This window comes from Pandoraea vervacti, assembly GCF_000934605.2.
Lineage (GTDB): Bacteria > Pseudomonadota > Gammaproteobacteria > Burkholderiales > Burkholderiaceae > Pandoraea > Pandoraea vervacti.
In genome coordinates, this window is the sequence record NZ_CP010897.2 from 2,458,039 (window position 1) to 2,477,158 (window position 19,120).

18 protein-coding genes are annotated in these 19,120 nt (G+C 62.5%); 12 read left to right on the forward strand and 6 right to left on the reverse strand.

Annotation, left to right across the window (positions count from 1 at the left end):
- Nucleotides 1-33 precede the first annotated feature (33 nt).
- A complete protein-coding gene (gene ppsR, locus UC34_RS11110) occupies nt 34-924 on the reverse strand; it encodes a posphoenolpyruvate synthetase regulatory kinase/phosphorylase PpsR (RefSeq protein WP_084070999.1) in 891 nt (296 codons plus the stop codon).
- A gap of 275 nt (nt 925-1,199) precedes the next feature.
- Here ppsR and ppsA point away from each other — a divergent pair, with 275 nt between their 5' ends.
- From ppsA to UC34_RS11125, 3 genes are all read left to right on the forward strand, one after another.
- Nucleotides 1,200-3,590, forward strand: coding sequence for a phosphoenolpyruvate synthase (ppsA, locus tag UC34_RS11115; protein WP_044455597.1), 2,391 nt, complete (start codon nt 1,200-1,202; stop codon nt 3,588-3,590).
- A 157-nt stretch (nt 3,591-3,747) separates the two neighbouring features.
- Nucleotides 3,748-4,182 carry an NfeD family protein gene (locus UC34_RS11120; RefSeq protein ID WP_044455598.1) on the forward strand — a complete coding sequence of 145 codons (435 nt, stop codon included), beginning with the start codon at nt 3,748-3,750 and terminating at the stop codon, nt 4,180-4,182.
- A gap of 162 nt (nt 4,183-4,344) precedes the next feature.
- Nucleotides 4,345-5,319 (forward strand): SPFH domain-containing protein, encoded by a 975-nt coding sequence (locus UC34_RS11125; RefSeq protein ID WP_044455599.1) that lies wholly within the window; start codon nt 4,345-4,347, stop codon nt 5,317-5,319.
- A 116-nt stretch (nt 5,320-5,435) separates the two neighbouring features.
- Here UC34_RS11125 and smpB read toward each other — a convergent pair whose 3' ends face one another.
- On the reverse strand, nt 5,436-5,882 hold the full coding sequence (gene smpB, locus UC34_RS11130; RefSeq protein ID WP_044455600.1) for an SsrA-binding protein SmpB: 447 nt from the start codon (nt 5,880-5,882) through the stop codon (nt 5,436-5,438).
- Between the two features lie 157 nt (nt 5,883-6,039).
- Here smpB and UC34_RS11135 point away from each other — a divergent pair, with 157 nt between their 5' ends.
- A complete protein-coding gene (locus UC34_RS11135) occupies nt 6,040-6,474 on the forward strand; it encodes a type II toxin-antitoxin system RatA family toxin (protein WP_044455601.1) in 435 nt (144 codons plus the stop codon).
- A complete protein-coding gene (locus UC34_RS11140) occupies nt 6,464-6,802 on the forward strand; it encodes an RnfH family protein (RefSeq protein WP_044455602.1) in 339 nt (112 codons plus the stop codon). The genes UC34_RS11135 and UC34_RS11140 overlap by 11 nt, the downstream gene beginning before the upstream one ends.
- A 69-nt stretch (nt 6,803-6,871) precedes the next feature.
- On the opposite strand, the gene UC34_RS11145 is transcribed toward UC34_RS11140, so the two are convergent.
- On the reverse strand, nt 6,872-7,801 hold the full coding sequence (locus UC34_RS11145) for a DMT family transporter (protein WP_044455603.1): 930 nt from the start codon (nt 7,799-7,801) through the stop codon (nt 6,872-6,874).
- A 412-nt stretch (nt 7,802-8,213) separates the two neighbouring features.
- Here UC34_RS11145 and guaB point away from each other — a divergent pair, with 412 nt between their 5' ends.
- The 3 genes from guaB to guaA are packed head-to-tail and all read left to right on the forward strand — an operon-like array spanning nt 8,214 to nt 11,931.
- A complete protein-coding gene (gene guaB, locus UC34_RS11155; protein ID WP_044455604.1) occupies nt 8,214-9,674 on the forward strand; it encodes an IMP dehydrogenase in 1,461 nt (486 codons plus the stop codon).
- A 6-nt stretch (nt 9,675-9,680) separates the two neighbouring features.
- Nucleotides 9,681-10,373, forward strand: coding sequence for a hypothetical protein (locus tag UC34_RS11160; protein WP_052810985.1), 693 nt, complete (start codon nt 9,681-9,683; stop codon nt 10,371-10,373).
- Nucleotides 10,348-11,931, forward strand: a complete 1,584-nt coding sequence (gene guaA, locus UC34_RS11165; protein ID WP_044455605.1) for a glutamine-hydrolyzing GMP synthase — start codon at nt 10,348-10,350, stop codon at nt 11,929-11,931. The genes UC34_RS11160 and guaA overlap by 26 nt, the downstream gene beginning before the upstream one ends.
- 101 nt (nt 11,932-12,032) lie before the next feature.
- On the opposite strand, the gene UC34_RS11170 is transcribed toward guaA, so the two are convergent.
- A complete protein-coding gene (locus UC34_RS11170; protein ID WP_044455606.1) occupies nt 12,033-12,929 on the reverse strand; it encodes an oxidoreductase in 897 nt (298 codons plus the stop codon).
- Between the two features lie 83 nt (nt 12,930-13,012).
- On the opposite strand from UC34_RS11170, the gene UC34_RS11175 reads away from it, so the two are divergent.
- From UC34_RS11175 to UC34_RS11185, 3 genes are all read left to right on the forward strand, one after another.
- On the forward strand, nt 13,013-13,897 hold the full coding sequence (locus tag UC34_RS11175; RefSeq protein ID WP_044455607.1) for a MurR/RpiR family transcriptional regulator: 885 nt from the start codon (nt 13,013-13,015) through the stop codon (nt 13,895-13,897).
- Entirely contained in the window at nt 13,897-14,760 is an 864-nt protein-coding gene (locus UC34_RS11180) for a DMT family transporter (RefSeq protein ID WP_044455608.1), read from the forward strand. Before UC34_RS11175 ends, UC34_RS11180 begins: the two co-directional genes overlap by 1 nt.
- Nucleotides 14,761-15,000: 240 nt before the next feature.
- On the forward strand, nt 15,001-15,921 hold the full coding sequence (locus UC34_RS11185; protein WP_044455609.1) for an alpha/beta fold hydrolase: 921 nt from the start codon (nt 15,001-15,003) through the stop codon (nt 15,919-15,921).
- Between the two features lie 108 nt (nt 15,922-16,029).
- Here the strand turns inward: UC34_RS11185 and UC34_RS11190 are convergent, their stop codons facing one another.
- Nucleotides 16,030-16,734: an SDR family oxidoreductase gene (locus UC34_RS11190; RefSeq protein WP_044455610.1), complete on the reverse strand. Its 705-nt coding sequence runs from the start codon at nt 16,732-16,734 to the stop codon at nt 16,030-16,032.
- Nucleotides 16,735-16,869: 135 nt separating this feature from the next.
- Between UC34_RS11190 and gcvA the strand changes: the two genes are divergently transcribed.
- Nucleotides 16,870-17,766, forward strand: a complete 897-nt coding sequence (gcvA, locus tag UC34_RS11195; RefSeq protein WP_174556767.1) for a transcriptional regulator GcvA — start codon at nt 16,870-16,872, stop codon at nt 17,764-17,766.
- On the opposite strand, the gene UC34_RS11200 is transcribed toward gcvA, so the two are convergent.
- Entirely contained in the window at nt 17,763-19,040 is a 1,278-nt protein-coding gene (locus UC34_RS11200; RefSeq protein ID WP_084070542.1) for an MFS transporter, read from the reverse strand. The genes gcvA and UC34_RS11200 overlap by 4 nt on opposite strands.
- Nucleotides 19,041-19,120 lie beyond the last annotated feature (80 nt).

Genomic DNA, 19,120 nt, shown 5'->3' on the forward strand with positions numbered 1-19,120 from the left:
CGTCCCTTTGTGCTTTCAGGTTTGGGCAGGGCGTCAGTAGACGTCGCGCTCCAGCTTGATTTCCTGCAAGATCGTCGTCGCAATCTCTTCGATCGACTTGTGCGTCGACGACAGCCACTTGATGCCTTCGCGGCGCATCATCGCTTCGGCTTCGTTGACTTCATAGCGGCAGTTCTCCAGCGATGCGTACTTGCTGCCCGGACGCCGTTCGTTACGGATCTCCGAGAGGCGTTGCGGATCGATGGAAAGTCCGAAAATCTTGTCCTTGTACTGATCGAGCGTGGAGGGCAGTTTCTCGCGCTCGAAGTCGTCCGGAATCAACGGGTAGTTCGCTGCCTTCACGCCGTATTGCATGGCGAGATACAGCGTTGTCGGCGTCTTTCCGCTGCGCGATACGCCGACAAGAATCACGTCGGCACTTTGCAGATTCTTGTTGGACTGCCCGTCGTCATGCGCTAGTGAAAAATTCACTGCCTCGATCCGGTTCTTGTACGCCTCGCTGTCGGCGTTCTGATGCACGCGGCCGATGGCATGCATGGACTTCAGCCCCAGTTCCAGCTCCAGCGGTTCGATGAACGTCTGGAACATGTCGAGAATCACGCCCTGACAGTTGCGCAGAATCTCGTTTGCGCGTGCGTCCACCAACGTGCTGAAAATGATGGGGCGGACGCCGTCGGTCCGATACATTTCATTGATCCGTTGCGCCGTTTCATAGGCTTTATCGACGGAATCCACGAACGGTACGCGAATCTGACGGAAACGCATCTCGAACTGCGCAAGGATCGAATGCGCGAAGGTTTCCGCCGTAATCCCCGTGCCGTCCGACACGATGAAAACGGGCCTTGCGGCGACCGGTTTGGCCGCGGCGGCGGGGGTGCCAGGGGCGGGCGTCGGGGAATTTCCGGGAGTGGGGGCTTCGCTCATGCGCAGAATCGCAAAATGGTGCATTGCACGGTAGAATAGCGGCAACTTGTTGGATAAGCAATTGCGCGACCATCGCGTGTCTTTCCCGGTCAGCCCCGTCTGACGGGGAGTTCCGGGAAACGGCGATGGTTTGGCGCAGGTCGTCGGGCGCTAGCCCCTGGTACTCGACGATGCTCAGCGTGAGCGAAGCGCGATTCCTTATCCAACAGGTCGACCGGCCCTCGTCAGTCCCAGCCGGTCCTCCGAGAATTTTTTTTCTTACCTTAGGGGCTTTTATGACTAACGCAGCACACGACGGCGCCTACGTGGTGCCGTTTGAGCATCTGCGCATGACCGACGTCGAGTCGGTCGGCGGCAAGAATGCATCGCTTGGCGAAATGATCAGCCAACTGGCCAACGCAGGGGTTCGCGTGCCGGGTGGCTTCGCCACGACGTCTTTCGCGTTCCGCGAGTTCCTCCAGCACAACAATCTGACCGAGCGTGTCGCCAAGCGTCTCGAGGGCCTCGACGTCGACAACGTCAAGGCGCTCGCGGAGGCAGGTGCCGAAATCCGTCAATGGATCGTCGACGCGCCGCTGCAACCGCAGCTCGAGAAGGAGATTCGTGAGCAGTTCGCGCGCATCAGCGCCGATCAGCCGGACGCCTCGTTCGCCGTGCGCTCGTCGGCCACGGCCGAAGACCTGCCGGATGCTTCGTTTGCCGGTCAGCAGGAAAGCTATCTGAACGTCGTCGGTATCGATGACGTGCTTGATCGCATGAAGCACGTGTTCGCGTCGCTGTACAACGATCGGGCGATCTCGTATCGCGTTCACAAGGGCTTCACGCACGCCGAAGTGGCGCTGTCGGCCGGCGTTCAGCGGATGGTGCGTTCGGACTGCGGCGCGTCGGGCGTGATGTTTACGATCGACACCGAGTCGGGTTTCCAGGACGTCGTATTCATCACGGCCAGCTATGGTCTGGGTGAGACGGTCGTGCAAGGTGCCGTGAACCCCGACGAATTCTACGTCTTCAAGCCGACGCTCAATGCCGGCAAGTACCCGATCATCCGCCGCACGCTGGGTTCCAAGCTCGTCAAGATGGAATTCACGCAACCGGGCGAACCGGGCCGTGTGAAGACCATCGATGTGCCGATGGAGTTGCGCAACCGCTACTCGATCACGGACGACGATTGCGTCGAGCTGGCCAAGTTCGCGCTGATCATCGAAAAGCACTACGGTCGTCCGATGGACATCGAGTGGGGCAAAGACGGCAAGGATGGCAAGATCTACATCCTTCAGGCACGTCCGGAAACGGTGAAGAGCCAGTCGGCCGGCAAGGCGGAGCAACGTTTCAAGCTCAAGGGCGATGCCCCGGTGCTGGCCACGGGCCGCGCAATCGGCCAGAAGATCGGTGCCGGTCCGGTGCGCGTGATCATGGATCCGAGCGAGATGGAACGTGTGCAGCCGGGCGACGTGCTGGTTGCCGATATGACCGACCCGAACTGGGAGCCGGTCATGAAGCGTGCGTCGGCGATCGTGACGAACCGCGGCGGCCGTACGTGCCACGCGGCCATCATTGCGCGTGAACTCGGTGTGCCGGCTGTCGTCGGCTGCGGCGATGCGACTGAAGTCCTCAAGGACGGCGCACTCGTGACCGTTTCGTGCGCGGAAGGCGACGAAGGCAAGATTTACGACGGTCTGCTCGAGACCGAAGTGACCGAGATCCAGCGCGGTGAAATGCCGAAGATCCCGGTGAAGATCACGATGAACGTGGGCAACCCCCAGTTGGCCTTCGATTTCGCGCAACTGCCGAACAGCGGCGTGGGTCTGGCGCGTCTGGAATTCATCATCAACAACAACATCGGTGTGCACCCGCGCGCCATCCTCGAGTACCCGAACATTGACGCCGACCTGAAGAAGGCGGTGGAGTCGGTCGCTCGCGGTCACGCGTCGCCGCGCGCCTTCTACGTCGACAAGCTCGCCGAAGGCGTCGCCACGATTGCGGCGGCGTTCTACCCGAAGAGCGTGATCGTACGTCTGTCGGACTTCAAGTCCAACGAGTACAAGAAGCTCATCGGTGGTTCGCGTTACGAGCCGGATGAAGAGAACCCGATGCTGGGCTTCCGTGGCGCATCGCGCTACATTTCGGAAGACTTTGCCGAAGCGTTCGAAATGGAGTGCCGTGCCCTCAAGCGCGTGCGCGACGAGATGGGCCTGACGAACGTGGAAATCATGGTGCCGTTCGTGCGCACGCTGGGCCAGGCCGAGCGCGTGGTCAACATGCTGGCCGGGTATGGCCTGAAGCGTGGCGAAAACGGTCTCAAGCTCATCATGATGTGCGAAGTGCCGTCGAACGCGATTCTGGCAGACCAGTTCCTCGAGTACTTCGATGGCTTCTCGATCGGTTCGAACGACTTGACGCAGCTCACGCTGGGTCTGGATCGCGATTCGGGCATGGAATTGCTGGCGAAGGACTTCGACGAGCGCGATCCGGCGGTGCAGTTCATGCTGAGCCGTGCCATCAAGGCGTGTCTGTCCAAGGGCAAGTACGTCGGCATCTGCGGGCAGGGTCCGTCGGACCATCCGGATCTGGCCGAATGGCTGGTGAAGGAAGGCATTGTGTCCATGTCGCTCAACCCGGACACCGTGGTTGAAACGTGGCAGCAGCTTGCCAAGGTGACGAAGTAATCGTTCACAAGAAACGTCTGAAATAGGACGCGTCCGAGCGGCATCTCGGACGCAACTGAAAAGTGCGGCAGCATCTTGGGATGCCTGCGCCGATCGGTGGGTTTCATGCTATAAACCCCGGTATTACACCGGGGTTTTTTTGTGTCTGGGAGTGGCGATGGAACAGGCTTGGCTTTGGTTCGGCGTGGCCGGATTGATCGTGGTGCTGGAGCTGGCGAGCGGGACGTTCTATCTCCTGATGGTAGCGTTGGGCGTGGCAGCTGGCGGCATTGCTGCATTGTTACGGGCGGATTGGCCGTTGCAATGGGTGAGCGCGGCGATCGTGGCCGGCGTGGCCGTCTGGCTGCTGCGGCGCAGCCGATTCGGTCAGCGACGCATCAAGGTCGATGTTTCGGCCGACCCGAACACCATTCTCGACATCGGTCAGCGTCTGCATGTGCAGGCGTGGCGACCGGACGGTCAGGCGCGGGCCATGTATCGCGGTGCCGAATGGGACGTCGAGCTGCTTCCAGGTGAAGCCCCGGATGCCGGATGGTTCGTTATCCGAGAGATTCGCGGTAGCCGTTTGTACGTCGCTCACGCACCGACTTAGTCGGGGGCGCGGGCGTTGCCACTGTCACTTTCGACAGTGGGCGTGCGCAATGGGACCATCGCAGCGAACACTTGGGTTTCGCCGCAGTCAGACAGCAAGTCCCGCATTCGCGGGTGACGGGGAACCAGCCGGCCGGCAAGGTTGGCGTATTCGGGGGAAACCATGTTATCCAACGTCGCATTCATTCTCTTCATCATCGCGGTGATCATCGCGGCGCGCTCGATCAAGATCGTGCCGCAGCAACATGCCTGGGTGGTGGAGCGCCTCGGTAAATTCCACGCGACGCTCACGCCGGGGCTGTCGATCGTTGTGCCGTTCGTGGATCGGGTGGCTTACAAGCACGTGCTCAAGGAGATTCCGCTCGATGTCCCGAGCCAGATCTGCATCACCAAAGACAATACCCAGTTGCAGGTCGATGGCATCTTGTATTTCCAGGTGACGGATCCGATGAAGGCGTCGTACGGATCGAGCAACTTCATCGTCGCCATCACGCAGCTTGCACAAACGACGCTGCGCAGCGTGGTCGGTAAGCTCGAACTCGACAAGACGTTCGAGGAGCGCGAGTTCATCAATCACAGCGTGGTGAACGCGCTTGATGAGGCCGCGGCGAACTGGGGGGTGAAGGTGCTGCGCTATGAGATCAAGGACCTGACGCCGCCGAAGGAAATCCTGCACGCCATGCAGGCGCAGATTACCGCCGAGCGCGAGAAGCGGGCGCTGATTGCGGCTTCCGAAGGTAAGAAGCAGGAGCAGATCAACCTGGCGTCCGGCGCGCGTGAGGCGGCCATCCAGAAGTCGGAAGGTGAGCGCCAGGCGGCCATCAATCAGGCGCAGGGCGAGGCGGCAGCGATTCTTGCGGTGGCGGAAGCCAACGCGGAGGCTATCCACAAGATTGCGACGGCGATTCAGACGCAGGGTGGCATGGAGGCTGTCAACCTGAAAGTGGCCGAGCAGTATGTCGATGCGTTCAGCAAGATCGCGAAGACAAATAACACGCTGATCGTGCCGGGTAATCTCTCGGACATGAGCGGCATGATTGCCTCGGCGCTCAAGATTGTGCGCGGCACCGAGGGCGGCTCGAACGCGCCCGCAGACGGCACCGCCACGGGATTCGGCAACTCAGGCACACGCCGTTGAGCGAGTCATGCGGCTTTGACGCCAGTCATCGTGAAAAACGGCCCGAAAGGGCCGTTTTTCATGGGGAGCGTTGGTTGACGCGACACTCCGCGACACTCGCGATGTCGGATGAAGCGTCATGTCGGGTTGCGCATCAGGCGAGCTTTCTCACGATTCCAGTCGCGTTCTTTTTCCGTCTCACGCTTGTCGTGTTGCTTCTTACCCTTGCCCAATCCGATTTCGCACTTCACAAGGCCCTTGCTGTAGTGCAGGTTGAGCGGAACGAGTGTGTAGCCGCGCTGCTCGACCTTGCCGATGAGCTTCTTGATCTCGTCGGCCTTGAGAAGCAGCTTGCGAGTGCGTACCGGATCGGGCTTGATGTGTGTCGATGCCGATTGCAGCGGGCTGATGTGCGCGCCGATCAGGAAAATCTCGCCGTTTTTGATCACGACGTAACCTTCCTTGATTTGCGCCCGCCCGGCGCGAATGGCCTTGACTTCCCATCCCTCGAGCACGATCCCGGCTTCGTACCGGTCCTCGATGAAGTAGTCGAAGAAGGCCTTTCTATTGTCGATGATGCTCATGGATCCTTGGCGGGTAACTTGGTCGGACCCGGTGAGTCGGGCTCGGGTAAAATAGCGATTTTAACAAAGAGTCTCGGCAAGAGGCGGCCAGCGGCACACGCGTACCGACAAAGCGTCGAGAGCGAGCGCGCCGTGAGCACACCTCGCCCGACCGACGATGGCTGAAGTCAGTAAAACCGTTCTCGTGCACTTCTCGGATGAGCAAATGTACGATCTGGTGACCAATGTCGCCGATTACCCCAAATTCCTGCCCTGGTGCGGTGGTGTCGATATTCGGCATCAGGACGAGCACAGCATGGAAGCGTCGTTGATCATCGATTTCAAGGGGCTGAAGCATTCGTTCGCGACGCGCAATATCCAGGAGCGCCCGCACTCCATCCAGATGACCTTCGTCGAAGGGCCTTTCAAGCGTTTTCACGGCACGTGGAAATTCACTGCACTGCGCGAAAATGCCTGCAAGATCGAGTTCAGCCTGCACTACGAATTTGCCAATTTCCTGCTTGAGAAAGTGATCGGGCCGGTATTCAGTCATATCGCCAATACGTTTGTCGATGCCTTCGTGAAGCGTGCGGAGACCGTGTATGTCAAGTGAGGTGAATGTCGAGGTCTGCTATGCACTGCCGAGCGAGCAAACGATCGTGCCGCTGACGCTTTCCTCGGGCGCGACCATGCGCGACGCGATCGAGCGCAGCGGCTTGTTGCAGCGGTTCCCGGAGCTGGATCTGACGCGGATGAAAGCTGGCGTGTTCGGGAAGGTCCGGGCGTTGGATGCGCTCCTCGAGACGGGAGATCGCGTCGAGATTTATCGTACGCTCAAGGCTGACCCGAAACTCGCGCGTCAGCGTCGGGTCGAGAAAGTCCGCAGCGAGGGCAGCCGAGAAGGGCAGAAATGGCTCGGAAGCAGCCGTCGCGGAAGCTGAGCCGGAGCACGGTTTCCCGCAACGGCGCTATGGCGCCATGGATTCACCGCTCAGTTGCCCCGGATCCAGTCAGTGTGCCGATCCTCGTGCGTGTTGCCGAACCGATGCGCTCACGCCCACCAACAACAGCACGATAGCGGCGAGTTCCAGAGAGCGCGGAAGCCGGTGTTCGTAAATGAATCCATAGACGAGCGCGAACAGCGTTTCGAACACGATCATCTGCCCCGAAAGGGTTAAGGGCAACTGACGGCTTGCCGCGTTCCAGAACGCGTTGCCAATCGTCGATGCGCCAATGGCCACCGCAGCGTTCACGATCAGGAACATCTGCCAGTCGCGCGGTGCGTCGACCGCGACCGGATGCGGCAGCACCACGGCCGGGATCGCCAGCGCCACGGCGAGCACGCCGGTCGCGACACCGGTCAGCAGGGACCACTCCTGACTGGTGAAGTGGCCAAACTTCGCGAGATACCGGGCGTTCGCAACGGCGTACCAGGTCCAGCTGAGCAAGGCGCCAATGGCGCAGACGATGCCGACCAGCGTCAATCGCCAATCGCCGCCAGTGGCCGAAGCATGAGTAAAGACGTCCACGTTGATGCAGACGATGCCCGCCGCAATCATCGCGAGTGGGCCGACAAGCCTGGACAGGGGCAGGGCGCCGTGGTCGCGGCTGCCCACGAGCGTTACCGTCACGGGAAGCACGCCGACGATCAATGATGCTGGCGCGATGCCCGCCATCTGAACCGCCCCCGCGAGAAACAGGTAATAGACGAGGTTGCCGACGAGGCTCAAGCGAAACAGTGCGCGCCAATCGCTGCCCGTAACGGTGTGACGCAGGCGGGGCCAGAGGGGAGTGAGGAGGATGGCGGATACGAGTCCGTACAGCACATAACGGGCGGCCGACAGTTCCAGTGGCGAGAAACCGGGCAACAGTTGCGGGGCCAGGAATACCAGCCCCCATAGCGCGCCCGCCGCCAATCCGTAAGCAATGCCTTTCCCCATGAAATTCGTGTCCGTGTCTGATGATGCCGAGCCGCCGAGCCGCCGAGCCGCCGAGCCGCCGAGCCGCCGAGCCGCCGAGCCGCCGAGCCGCCGGTGTGTCGGGTTAGCCCGTCATGCTCGCTACCGAGTCGATGCCGATCGCCCAGCGCTTCGGCTCGGGGGGATCGGGAAGGGCGCAAGAATAGCATTCGAGGCTCGCGTCGCTATTGTGAAATCCGGCAGTTGGCCGCAATGGGACGCGGCCGGGCACCGCAGCCCGCAAATACCGACTGGTAGTCAGTCTGGCGCGTTATGCGTGTTTGGCCAGCATCGCACGGACGCCTCGGGGAAAAAGCCCCTTGACATGTGGGGCAGACGTGCCATGCATCTCGCGATTTCTGTATAATTCGGTTTTGCGCCTATAGGATTTGCCATGCGTCTGATCCAAAAAGCACTCACATTCGATGACGTGCTCCTCGTCCCGGCCTACTCTGCCGTTCTCCCGCGCGACACCAGCCTGAAAACCAAGCTCACGCGCAACATTACCCTGAACATGCCTTTGCTGTCGGCCGCCATGGATACGGTGACCGAAGCGCGTCTGGCCATTGCCATGGCGCAACAGGGCGGTATCGGCATCATTCACAAGAATCTGAAGCCGGCCGAGCAGGCGCGGGAAGTCTCGAAGGTCAAGCGTTTCGAGTCGGGGGTGCTGCGCGATCCGATCACGATTCCGCCGCACATGAAGGTGCGCGACGTGATCGCTCTGTCGCGTCAGCATGGTATTTCCGGCTTCCCGGTCGTCGAAGGCGCACAACTCATCGGTATCGTCACGAACCGCGACCTGCGTTTCGAGAGCCGCCTGGACGAACCGGTGCGCGTGATCATGACGCCGAAGGAAAAGCTCATCACCGTACGTGAAGGCGCTTCGCCTGCAGACGCCGAGCGCCTGATGCACGACCACCGCCTTGAGCGCGTGCTGGTCGTGAACGACGCCTTCGAACTCCGCGGCCTGATGACGGTCAAGGACATTACCAAGGCGACGGAATACCCGCTGGCAAGCAAGGACGAACACGGCAAGCTGCGTGTCGGCGCCGCCGTCGGCGTGGGGCCGGACAATGAAGAGCGCGTCGAATTGCTGGTGGCTGCCGGTGTCGACGTGATCGTGGTCGATACGGCGCATGGCCATAGTCAGGGCGTGCTCGACCGCGTGCAATGGGTCAAGAAGCATTTCCCGCAGATCGAAGTCGTGGGTGGCAATATCGCCACGGCAAGCGCGGCGCTGGCATTGGTCGAACACGGCGCGGACGCCGTCAAGGTCGGTATCGGCCCGGGCTCGATCTGCACGACGCGTATCGTCGCCGGCGTCGGTGTGCCGCAGATCACGGCAATCGCCAACGTGGCCGAAGCGCTCAAGGATACGGGCGTTCCGCTGATCGCCGACGGTGGCATTCGTTATTCGGGCGACGTTGCCAAGGCGCTTGCCGCCGGCGCGCACACTGTGATGATGGGCAGCATGTTCTCGGGTACGGAAGAAGCGCCGGGCGAAGTGTTCCTGTATCAGGGCCGTTCGTACAAGAGCTACCGCGGCATGGGCTCGGTCGGTGCAATGAAGGACGGCGCTGCAGACCGTTACTTCCAGGATCCGGCCAACAATGCCGACAAGCTGGTGCCCGAAGGCATCGAAGGCCGCGTGGCTTACAAGGGTAGCGTGAACGCTATCCTGCACCAACTGACTGGCGGTATCCGCTCGTCGATGGGTTACCTGGGTTGCCCGTCGATCAAGGATCTGCACGAAAAGGCGGAGTTTGTGGAAATCACGGCCGCGGGCATGCGCGAATCGCACGTGCACGACGTCCAGATCATGAAGGAAGCCCCCAACTACCACGTGGAGTAATTGCCCATGAAGGCCATGTTGCGTACGGTACTGTTCCTCGATGCGGCGTTGAATCTGGCACTTGGCGTGCTGTTGATCGCGTCGTTCTGGTCATCGCTGTATGCGGCCATTGATGTGCCTGCGCCGTCGCCCGTGCTTTACGCACAGGTGCTCGGCGTGGCCTTCATCGGCGTGGCCTGGCTGCAATGGCACGCCACTGTGAACGGCCAGTTGACGGCCACCGTTGCGAAAGTGACGGGGCATATCAACTGGGTGAGCGGTGCGTTCGTGCTGGGCTGGCTGATCTCCGGCCAGTTGGTGGTGTCGACCGGTGGCAAGCTGATGCTGGCCACGCTTGGCGCCGTTTTGCTGGTGGTAGGCGGTATTCTCGTCAAATTGGCGTCGAGTGTGCGCACGAAAGAGCGTGTGCAGGCGGCGCAACAGGCCGGCGAGCGGGTGCGTGGCGGTGTCGTGAGCGACACGCGGCACGACACGCCACATGATTATTCTGATGCCCGGGTCGTCGACGAGACCCGTGGCGCGCGCGCTGAGCCGCGCATGGAGACGCCTCGTGGCGGCTCCGCTTCCGTCAATACCACGCCGGTCGCGCCCGTGGGCGCCACCGGCATTGTCACGCCCGTGCCTTCGACCACGGCGCCGACGTCCAACGAATCCACTTCATCCGTACCTCACGATGCACGACAAAATCCTCATTCTTGACTTCGGCTCGCAAGTCACCCAGCTCATCGGACGCCGCGTTCGCGAAGCGCACGTCTACTGCGAGATTCACCCGAACGACGTTTCGGACGAATTCATCCGCGAATTCAACCCGAAGGCGATCATTCTGTCGGGCAGCCACGCGAGCACATACGAGGATCAGGATCTGCGCGCACCGCAGGCGGTCTGGGATCTGGGCGTGCCGGTCCTGGGCATCTGCTACGGCATGTTCGCCATGACGGTTCAGTTGGGCGGTCAGGTGGAAGCAAGCAACCACCGTGAGTTCGGTTATGCGGAAGTGCGCGCGCATGGTCATACGCCGTTGCTCGACGGGCTTGAGGACTTCCGCACGGCTGAAGGCCACGGCATGCTCAAGGTGTGGATGAGCCATGGCGACAAGGTCACGCAGTTGCCGGAAGGGTTTGCGCTGATGGCGTCCACGCCGAGCTGCCCGATCGCGGGTATGGCGGATGTGAAGCGTCATTACTACGCCGTGCAGTTCCACCCGGAAGTGACGCACACTGTGAAGGGCCGTGAGTTGCTCGAGCGCTTCGTGCTGGAAATCGCCGGTGCGAAGCCGGACTGGATCATGCGCGATCACATCGAGGAAGCCGTGAAGGCGATCCGCGAGCAGGTGGGCGACGAGGAAGTGATTCTCGGCCTGTCGGGCGGTGTGGATTCGAGCGTGGCGGCGGCGCTGATTCACCGTGCGATCGGGGACCAGTTGACGTGCGTGTTTGTCGATCACGGTCTGCTGCGTCTGAACGAAGGCAAGATGGTCATGGAGATGTTCGAGGGCCGACTGCATGCGAAGGTTGTGCATGTCGACGCCACCGCACAGTTCATGGGGCATCTCAAGGGCGTGACGGATCCGGAGCAGAAGCGCAAGATCATCGGTCGCGAGTTTGTCGAAGTGTTCCAGGCGGAAGCGAAGAAGCTGAAGAACGCGAAGTGGCTGGCGCAGGGCACGATCTATCCGGACGTGATCGAATCGGGCGGCGCAAAGACGAAGAAGGCGACGACGATCAAGAGCCACCACAACGTGGGCGGCTTGCCGGAGACGCTGGGTCTGAAGCTGCTCGAACCGCTGCGCGATCTGTTCAAGGATGAAGTGCGCGAACTGGGCGTGGCGCTGGGCTTGCCGCACGACATGGTCTACCGTCACCCGTTCCCGGGGCCGGGCCTGGGCGTGCGTATTCTTGGTGAAGTGAAGCAGGAGTACGCCGATCTACTGCGCCGAGCCGATGCGATCTTCATTGAAGAACTGCGCAACACGGTCGAGCCGAATAGCAGCAAGACCTGGTACGAACTGACGAGCCAGGCGTTCGCCGTATTCCTGCCGGTCAAGAGCGTGGGCGTGATGGGCGATGGCCGCACTTACGAGTGGGTCGTAGCGCTGCGCGCGGTGCAGACGCAGGACTTCATGACGGCTCACTGGGCGCACCTGCCGCACGAATTGCTCGGCAAGGTCTCGAACCGCATCATCAACGAAGTGCGTGGCCTGAACCGCGTTGTCTATGACATCTCGGGCAAGCCGCCGGCGACGATCGAGTGGGAGTAATCTCCCGTCCGGCATAGACCGGCACGAAAGAACGGTAAGTCACTGCCAAGCCCGCGTAACTGCGGGCTTTTTTTGTTGATGAGACCGCCGACGATCGATCATCACCCCGGTCCATCACTCGCGGCGGCAAGCAGCGGCACCAACACGTCGCTGATCGGCGTGGCGATGCCGTGAATCCTGCCGCGACGTGAGATGACACCGTTGCGGACCTCCCACTCGAGCGGCCTGTCAGCCATCCGGTCCGTAAGGATCGACGTGCCCATGTCGGCGGGCGCCGCCTGGAACTTGTCCAGAATCGCTTGCGGTACCTCGTCACGAAGTTCAGCACCCTCCGCCCGCGCGACCGCCAGACATTCCTGCAAATAGTCCAGTGTGAGCCGGGCGATATCGGATCTGGCGAACATGCCCGAGCGACGCTGCGTGAGCGCCATGAGCCCCGCAGCCGCGTTCTGCAATAGCTTGCGCCAGGCAAGAGACCGAAAATCTGCTGCCAACTCTACCGAACAGAATGTGCCTTGCAGTGCCTGCGCTATCACACAGGAATCCGGTGTATCCGGCACGCTGAGGCGCGCGTCGCCACGCAAGCGTACCGAGCCATCAGCTTGGGCCTGTGCGGGAAACCACACAACGGCCGGGATCGTCCGCCCGTCCGGCACGTACTGGGTAACCGTCTCCAACTGTTCCACGCCATTTTGCAGAACGCACACCACGGTGTGCGGGCCGGCCAGCGCCGCAAGCCAGTCCTTCGCCGCATGGGTCTGCGTCGCCTTGACCGCAAGCAACACGAGATCCACCCGGTGCTCGACCTTGGCGGGATGCGTATGGACGGGGCCGGGGATGGTCAAAGTGCGCTCCCCATCATGCAACGTCAGATGCTCGCGAGAGGTGCGCCCACATAGCATGGGCGTTCGGCCGACGTCGCGAAGTGCAGCCGCGATCGTCGTGCCGATGGCGCCCGGCCCAACGACGGCCACGGTTGGCAGGGTTTCCGTTTTCATTACAAGACTCCTTGCATTTCGTTGCACCGCGCTCGCTCGCGCAGCGGTTGTGAGCTTCCCATTCACTGTGTAACATATTACAAATGAATAAAGATAATTGTAATGAAATTTCAGGCGAGGAAGGGCGCCTCGGACAGTGGCTCGGAAGCATTCAGGCCCGCAGTGGCGATCTTGCCGCCAGTGAAGCCAAGGTCGTCGCGTTGTTGCTCGCCGATCCGCTGTTCGTCGGCGCGAGCACGGCCGCGCAGGTAGCGGCCCGCGCGGGCGTTTCGCCACCGAGCGTGGTGCGGGCTGCGCGTGCGATCGGGTTCGGCGGCTTCACCGAACTCAAGATCGAGATCGCCCGCGCACGCGGCACTACAAGGTTCTTCGCGCCGCCCGAAGCCCTTGCCGCCGACGCAACGTCCGCTGCCGTGCTGGAGACCTCCATTCGCGCAGGCACGGACGCCCTGACCGCACTCGGCGGCGCCGTGGAACTCGCTGCGCTCGACAAGGCGGTCGATACGCTTCTCGCCGCGCGTCAGGTAATGGCATTCGGGGCCGGCCCGTCATCGACGGTCGCCGCTGATGCGGTCTTCCGGCTACGCGCGGTGGGCGTGACGACAATCAGCATTCCTGACCATCTGTCGGCCATGATCGCAACGCGCCTGTTCGGCCCTGGCGACGTCGTCATTGCCGTCAGTTCGACCGGGCGCACAGCCACGACGCTCGCCGTCGCCGATTCGGCGTCGTCCGCCGGCGCCTCACTCATTGGCGTTACCAACCAGTACAGCACGCCGCTGGCGAACCTCGCCGACATCGCACTGGTGGTCGGCGGTGTGCCGCTACCGGCGCAAATGGCCGCATCGGGCAGTCGACTGGCCCAACTCGTCGTCATCGATGCACTGGTCGCGGCGATTGCACTGCGCGACCCGGAGCGCAGCCGCAGGGCCGAGCGGGCAGGCATCGACTTGCCCGATATCGACTGATGCCGCCCGCTATCGTCGCCATGGTGCTGGCCGCAGCGCTCGCCCATGCGGTATGGAATCTCGCCTCGAAGCACAAGCGAGGCAATACCGTGCTGTTCGTCTGGGCCTACACTTGCGTCTCGACGCTTTGGTGCGTGCCGATTGGCATTGCCCTCATGGTGAAAGACCACCAGCCGTTCGACTGGCGGCTTGCCGTCGCTGCCGCGGTGTCCGCAGCGTTGCACATCGCTTACGCCAAGACCTTGCAAGACGGCTACGACCGCGCCGAACTCGGCGTGGTGTATCCGATCGCTCGCGGCACGGCGCCCATGCTCACGATGCTGGTTGCCGTCGCGCTGATGGGAGAGAAGCTCCGGGCGATGGCGCTCGTTGGCGCGCTGCTCATCGTCGCCGGGATGCTCGTTGTCACCGGCAATCCTTTCCGAAACGGTAGCCGCCGAGCGCTGCAGGGCGTGTTGTGGGGAACCGTCACCGGCGCCACCATCGCGAGCTATACCCTGTGGGACAGCTATTCGGTCACCTCGTGGCATCTGGCGCCCGTCAGCTACTACGCCTGCACGCTGCTGTTGCAGAGCGTGATGCTAACGCCCCTCGCGTGGCGCCATCGGCATCAGATATCAGGGACGCTGCGCGCCGACGCGGCACCGATCCTCATCGTGGCGATGTGCTCCCCGCTGGCCTACATCCTCGTGCTCACGGCCATGCAAACCGCCCCGGTGGCGCTGGTCGCGCCTTTGCGAGAGTCATCGATCGTGGTCGGCGCGCTGCTCGCCTATCGGCTCTTCCGAGAAAACCATCTCGCCCGTCGTATCGTCGGGGCGATAGTCGTGTTAGCCGGGATCGTGGCGATCAGCTGGAATTGAGCGAGCCTCAGTCTCTCAACGGCTGACCAGTCTTCGCTTTCCGGGCCGCCGCCATGCTGCCTCCCTTCATGAGCGTCATGAAAAAACGCGGATCGGAAAAGCCATCCGCTGACATGTCGATTCGTGCATCGAATGAAGTGATTCTGAGTCACTTTATGTCGCTTTGCATCATGTATAGGATGTGCGTAGCACCTCGTCGTGCATGGCGACCCCTCCGAACCTGATGTCAGCAAAGGGCCTATGACTACCCAAGCACTCTTTCCCGGATTTGCCGCCTACCAGTTGCCGACGCCGGACGGCCACCACGTCCATGCGCTCACCGGTGGCAGCGGTCCTGCGTTGCTGATGCTGCACGGGCATCCGCAAACGTCCGCGATCTGGCACAAGGTGGCGCCCCGGCTTGCGCAACATTTCACGCTGGTGCTGGCGGATCTGCGTGGTTATGGCGATTCGGCGAAACCTGCCGGCGACGCGCAACATCTGGCTTACAGCAAGCGCGTCATGGCACAGGACATGGTCGCTGCGATGCGCGCGTTGGGACACGCGACATTCTCGGTGCTGGCGCATGACCGTGGCGCGCGTGTCGCCCATCGCCTTGCGGCGGACCATCCGGACACCGTCGATCGCATGGTGGTGCTCGACATTGCGCCGACGCTCGCCATGTACGAGCAGGTCAGCAACGCTTTTGCCCGCGCCTACTGGCACTGGTTCTTCCTGATTCAGCCGGCACCGTTGCCCGAGCGTCTCATCGAGGCAGACCCGGCGGCCTACCTGCGTGACGTAATGGGCCGTCGCAGTGCGGGACTGTCCCCGTTCGACCCACGTGCATGGGCGGAGTATCAGCGTTGTCTGTCGCTGCCGGGCGCGGCGCATGGCGTGTGCGAGGACTATCGTGCGGCGGCGACGATCGATCTCGAACACGACCGCGCGGATCGCGACGCCGGGCGTCGCATCGACATGCCCGTGCTGGCGTTATGGGGTGAGGAGGGTGTCGTGCACCGATGCTTCAAGCCCCTGGCGGAGTGGCAACGCGTAGCGTCCGATGTGCGCGGACATCCGTTGCCCTGCGGTCACTACATTGCGGAGGAAGCGCCAGAAGCACTATTGGCGGACGTGCTGCCGTTCTTGCGCCAGGGGCGGGACGCGCCGGCCTCGCGCTGAACTCCCCGGTCCCACAGATGGGGGGCAATGGAGATGATGGAGATGATGGGGATGATGGCGACGACGGCAGCGGCTCGCCTGCGCGAGCCGCCTTCGCGCGCGGCGTGCTCAGACCGAGCGCGTTAGCCCGCCGTCAACGCGAATGTTCTGGCCGGTAATGTACCCGCTGCCCTCGGAAGCCAGGAACGCCACCGTTGCGGCAATTTCTTCGGCTTTGCCGTAACGCTGCATCGGCACGCTCTCGCGTCGCGCTTCCTGCTGCGGCAGACTATCGATCCAGCCCGGCAAAATGTTGTTCATGCGCACGTTGTCCTTCGCATACTTGTCCGCGAAGAGTTTGGTGAAGGACGCGAGTCCGGCACGAAACACGGCTGAGGTCGGAAACATCTCGCTGGGCTCGAACGCCCATGCGGTCGAGATATTGACGATGGCGCCCGCACGTTGTTGTTGCATGATCGGCGTCACCAGTCGCGTCGGCCGGATCACGTTCATCAGATAGGTGTCCATGCCACGATGCCAGTCGTCGTCGCTGATCTCGAGAATGGCGGCGCGCGGTCCGTGGCCGGCGCTGTTGACCAGGACATCGATGCGTCCCCAGCGTTGCATGGCAAGATCGACGAGTGCCTTCAGGTCGTCGTTCGACTGATTCGACCCCGTCACCCCCACGCCGCCCAGTTCGGCGGCCAGCGCCTCGCCCTTGCCGGACGACGACAGAATGCCGACCTTGAACCCATCGGCCGCCAAACGCCGTGCAGCCGCGGCCCCCATGCCACTGCCGCCCGCTGTAATCAACGCCACTTTTTCTACTGTCATCCTGATATCCTCCGGATACGCCGGCACTCACCCCATCGGTGGCCAGATCTCGTGCAACATGTGCAACAGCGTAACATTGCAAGGCCGGCCCGACGAATCAGATTTCCACATTCCATCCAGTAGAAAAATTACACCATGACAGAGGCCATCGGCCGCTTGCCGTCACTCAATGCGTTGCGGGCTTTCGAGGCAGCGAGTCGCCATCTCAATTTCCGGCTCGCGGCCGAGGAACTGGGTGTGACGCAGGGCGCGGTCGCCCAGCAAGTGCGCGGACTTGAAGCGGAGCTGGGGATGAAGCTATTCGACCGTCATCCGCGCGCGCTGTCGCTGACCGACAATGGGCGGCGCTATGCCGGTGGCGTGCGACGCGCTTTCGAGATGCTGGCGGAGGCGACGCAGACCTTGCGCCCGGAACCGTTGCGTCTGACGATCAGCGTGACGCCCACGTTCGCGTCGAAATGGCTGATCCCGCGCTTGCCCGCGTTTTTGGAAGCGCATCCCGATATCGACTTGCGTATCCTCGCGACCGACCGCCTGTCGCAATTTCATGCCGATGCCGTCGATCTCGCCGTTCGCTACGGACGGCCGCCATGGGGAGGCGGTCTGGTCGTCGAGCCGCTCTTCGATGAGGTGCAGATTGCCGTGGCCTCGGCAAGCGCGATCGCCACGGCGGGGCATCCCCGTGAGACCGGCAGCCTGCAAGGCCATGCATTGCTCCACGATGCGCACAATGCATGGCCGCAATTCCTTGAACTGGCGTTGCCGAACACAGCGCTGTCCACGGCGAAGAATGTCCGCTTCAATCAGACCGCGCTCGCCATCGATGCCGCGGTTGCTGGTCAAGGGCTGGCGCTCGCCCATCGGGACTTTGTGGCGCCAGACCTCGCCGCCGGTCGTCTTGAGCGCCTGTTCGACACCGAACTGAGGACCGGGGCGGGCTTCTTCATCGTGTATCCGCGTCGCTCACGTCATGCAGCGCAGATCGCGAGCGTTCACGAATGGCTGTTGCGAGAGGCGAGGGCCGCGCACTAGCGCAGGGCGTCTTCCAAGGCTCGGGGGGCGCGCCGTGCGAAACCGTGGCGGCTGGCGGCGAATGTCACACCCCATGCGGCCAGAGCAAGGATCGCCAGCACCGGCGGCAGCGCCAGCGCGCCCCGCGTCGACAGTACGGCGCCGCCAAGCACGCCGCTACCCGCGAACGACAGATTGAAGACGGTGACCAGCATCGATTGCGCCACGTTTTCGTGCTGGCCCGCCGCGTTACCCAGCGCGGTTTGCAGGATCGTCGGCGCGCCGCTGAAGCTCAGTCCCCAGAACACGGCGCCGACAAAAAGCACCATCCAGGAGGTGGGCCAGAGCGCAAACGCGACGATGACCGCGGTAAAGGTCGCGAGCGCCATCAGGGCGAGCGTGCGCAGCCACCGGTCGACCCACAGCCCCATCCCCCAGGTGCCCGCCAGCGTGGCGAGACCGAACGTTGTGAGCATCGTCGCAAGGTGTGCACTCATGCCAACGGCGGCGAGAAAGGGTGCGATGTACGTGTAAAGCGTGTAGTGCGCGACGACCCACAACAGGACCACTGCGAGTACCGGGCGCACGCCGGGCAAGCGGAGGACGTCCCGAAGTCCGGGCTTGCCCGAGAGCCCAGAGGAAGACGGATCGTCGGCATTCCCACGCGGGACGGCGACATCCGGCACGATCAGCAGCATCCATCCCACCATCACCAGTGCGAGCGCCGACAAGCCGCCGAACACCCAACGCCAACCGAGCCATTGCCCGAACGCGGTCGCCGCCGGTACGCCGACGGCAAGGGCAAGCGGTATGCCGAGCATGGCGAAGGCGAGCGCACGCCCCTGACGCTCCGGACTCACCAGGCGCCGCGCGTAGGTCGCAATCTCGCTCCACGCCAGTCCCGTGGCCACACCGACGACGAAGCGCGCGGCAAGCGTCAACGTGAAGACCGGAGACACGGCCGTCACGGCATTGCACAGGGCAAAGCCGAGCAGTGCGACGACGAGCACGGTTCGACGTGACCAGCGACGCGTCAATATCGTGAGGGGCACCGCGCCGAGACCGGCGCCCAATGCGCAAAGCGTGACCATCTGGCCCGCCCACGATTCGGTGATGTGAAATCCGTCGGCCAATTGCGGTAGCAGACCGGCGGGCACTGTCTCGTTCGCCGCGGCGATGAACGTCGCCAGCATTAGCGCGACAAGCGACGCCCGGGGGGTAACGTCGCCGCGTGATTCGGCGCCAGGGGGAGGGGAGGCGGCTGTAGAAGCCGGGGAAGTTGTCGAGGCTGACATGGTCGATCGCCAAACGAATGTCCCTGATAGGACGACGCGACGTAGTCTGCCAACGCGCAACCGATTTGATAATCTGTCTC